Source organism: Streptomyces sp. NPDC049687 (assembly GCF_044465285.1).
Taxonomy (GTDB): domain Bacteria; phylum Actinomycetota; class Actinomycetes; order Streptomycetales; family Streptomycetaceae; genus Streptomyces.
Genome location: NZ_JBITLN010000036.1, coordinates 1 through 3,590, shown reverse-complemented (window position 1 = coordinate 3,590; position 3,590 = coordinate 1). Strand labels below are relative to the sequence as shown.

The 3,590-nt window shown below is 70.4% G+C and carries 1 protein-coding gene; it reads right to left on the bottom strand.

The features are described from left to right. Positions 1-3,590 (bottom strand): beta-ketoacyl synthase N-terminal-like domain-containing protein (locus tag ACIBVL_RS43130; RefSeq protein ID WP_399106751.1); only part of this gene is annotated, 3,590 nt, incomplete at both ends.

The following is a 3,590-nucleotide window of genomic DNA, read 5'->3' as shown; positions in this document are numbered from 1 at the left end:
GCCAACTCCACCAACCCCGTCCCCGGCACCAACACCGCACCCAGCACCGAGTGATCCACCAACCACCCATGCGTCACCCGCGACAACCGACCGGTCATGGTGAAGCCGTCGCCGTCGGGCACCGGGACCATCGCGCCGAGCAGCGGATGGTCGACGGTCACCAGGCCGGTGCTCGCCGCATCGGCGGAGCCGGATCCGACCGCGGCCCGCAGCCAGAACCGCTTGTGCTGGAAGGCGTACGTCGGCAGTTCCACACGGCGGGCACCCCGGGCCTCGTACAGCGGTGCCCAGTCCACTGCGACTCCGTGGACGTGCAGACGCGCGAGGGCGTCGAGCAGGGCTTCGGTCTCCGCGCGGCCCGCGCGCAGGGTGGGGACGACGAGATGGTTCCCGGCGTCGTCGAGGATCTGCCGGGTGAGGGGGGTGAGGACGGCGTCGGGGCCGAGCTCCAGCCAGCGGGTGACGCCGGAAGCGTGCAGGGACGCGACGGCGTCGGTGAAGCGGACCGGACGGCGGACGTGCTGGACCCAGTACTCCGGGTCCGTCACCTCGGGCGACAGCCCTGCCAACCTCGGCTCGTTGAAGGTGAGTTGGGAGACCACGGCACGGAAGTCGTTCAGCATCGGGTCCATCAGCTGCGAGTGGAAGGCATGGCTGACCGTCAGCCGCTTGGTACGGACGCCCGCCGTCTGCCAGTCCTGCTCCAGCGCGATGATCGCCTTCTCGTCGCCGGAGACCACCACCGACGACGGCCCGTTGACCGCCGCGATACCGACCCGGTCGGTCAGACCGTCCAGTGCCGAGACAGCCGCAGCCTCGTCGATCTGTACCGCGAGCATCGCGCCACCCTCGGGCAGCGCCTGCATCAGCCGGCCCCGCGCCTCCACGAGAGCACACGCATCCTCGAGGGAGAGCACTCCGGCCACGTGCGCTGCGGCGATCTCCCCCACCGAGTGCCCGGTCACCGCCGTGACACGGACGCCCAGCCACTCCACCAGCCGGAACAGACCCACCTCCACCGCGAACAACGCCACCTGGGCATACCGCGTCCGGTTCAGCAGCTCCGCATCCGTCCCGAACACCACATCCCTCAGGGGAAGTCCGGTCAGCTCGGCCACCGCGTCGAACGCCTCGGCGAACACGGGGAACGCCTCATACAGCTCCCGCCCCATCCCCGGCCGCTGCGAACCCTGCCCCGTGAACAGCACAGCGGTCTGTCCCGCCGAGGACGCCGAACCCCGGACGACAGCCGGGTCTGCAACGTCCGCGGCAAGTGCCGAGAGCGCGTCGAGCAGACCCGCCCGGTCGTCGGCCGTGAGGACCGCCCGGTGCTCCAGCATCGCGCGGCCGGTGGCGAGGGAGAGGCCCACGTCGAGCGGGTCGGTCTCCGGTCGGGCTTCGAACCAGTCGTGGAGACGGGCGGCTTGGGCCGGCACGGCGTCCGCTTCCTTGGCGGAGATCACCCAGGGAAGGGGGAGGCGGGAAGGCGAGGCCACTTCCTCACGCCCGGCCCCCACAGCCGGAGCCGGCTGCTCGACGATGACATGCGCGTTGGTCCCACTGATACCGAAGGACGAGACACCCGCCCGCCGCGGACGATCCAGCTCCGGCCACTCCCGCGCCTCGGTCAGCAACTCCACCGCACCCGCCGACCAGTCGACATGCGGCGACGGCTCATCCACATGCAGGGTGCGCGGAGCGACACCGTGCCGCATCGCCTCCACCATCTTGATCACACCACCGACACCCGCAGCCGCCTGCGCATGCCCGATGTTCGACTTGATCGAGCCCAAGAGCAGGGGATGATCCCCGTCCCGCCCCTGTCCATAGGTGGCCAGCAACGCCTGCGCCTCGATCGGATCACCCAGCGTCGTACCCGTCCCGTGCGCCTCCACCACATCCACATCCGCCGTGGACAACCCCGCATCCGCCAACGCGGCACGGATCACCCGCTGCTGCGACGGCCCATTCGGAGCCGTCAGCCCATTGCTCGCCCCGTCCTGATTCACCGCCGTACCCCGTACGACAGCCAGCACCCGATGCCCCAACCGCTCCGCATCCGACAACCGCTCCACCAGCAGCATCCCCACACCCTCGGACCAGCCGGCGCCGTCGGCCGTGCCGGAGAACGCCTTGCAGCGGCCGTCCGGCGCCAGCCCCCGTTGCCGGCTGAACTCGACGAACATGCCGGGCGTGGCCATGACGGTGACGCCTCCGGCCAGGGCCATGTCGCACTCGCCGTTGCGCAGGGCCTGGGCGGCCAGGTGCAGGGCGACCAGCGACGAGGAGCACGCCGTGTCGACGGTGACCGCAGGCCCCTCGAGGCCGAAGCTGTAGGAGACACGGCCGGAGACGAGGCTGCCGCCGCTGGTGGAGGCGGGCGCGCTGCCGAGGCCGTAGTCGTGGTACATCACGCCGGCGAAGACACCAGTACGGCTGCCGCGCAGTGAGGTCGGGTCGATGCCGGCCCGCTCGAACGCCTCCCACGAGGCCTCCAGCAGCAGCCGCTGCTGCGGATCCATCGCCAGCGCCTCACGCGGCGAGATGCCGAAGAAGCGGGGGTCGAAGTCGGCGGCGCCGGCGAGGAAGCCGCCCTGCCGCGTGTACGTCTTGCCGAGGGCTCCGGGCTCCGGGTCGTAGAGGCCGTCGGTGTCCCAGCCGCGGTCGGTGGGGAACTCTCCGACCGCGTCCTCACCGTTGAGGACGAGTTGCCAGAGGTCGTCGGGGGAGGTCACGCCGCCCGGGTACCGGCAGGCCATGCCGACGATCGCGATCGGATCGTCGTCCACCCGCACCGAAACAGCCGACGCGACCGGGGCAGCCGGATCCGTGACACCGCCCAGTTCCGCCAGCACATGATCGGCCACCGCCTGCGCCGTCGGATAGTCGAACACCAACGTGGCCGGCAACCGCAACCCGCTCACCGCGTTCAGCTCATTACGCAACTCCACCGCGGTCAGGGAATCGAAACCCAACTCCTGAAACGCCCGCCCGGCCTCGACCTCGGCCACCGACGCATGCCCCAGCACCCCAGCCACCCTCTCCCGCACCACCTCCAACACCACACGCCCACGCTCACCCGGCTCCACCCCCGCCAACCGCCCACCCAACACCGAGACCACCGAAGAAACAGCCGGCTCACCACCACGCACAACCCGCCGCACCGGACGACGCACCAACCCCCGCAACAACGCCGGCACCCGACCACCCCCAACCCCCACCGCCCGCGCATCCACCCGCAACGGCACCCACACCCCACCACCCACGGCCGAACCCGCCACCCCCGCATCAAACCCCGCCAACGCCTCACCCACCGACAACGCCGGCAACCCCTGACGCCGCATCCGCTCCCGATCCACCCCCGACAACCCCCGCGACAACCCCGTACTCACATCCCACAACCCGAACGCCAACGACGTCCCCACCAACCCACGCCCCCGACGCCACCCAGCCAACGCATCCAAAAACACATTCGCCGCCGCGTAATTCGCCTGACCCGCCGCCAACACCAGACCACCCGCCGACGAAAACAACACAAACGCCGACAACTCCAAACCCTCCGTCAGCTCATGCAACCACCACGCCGCATC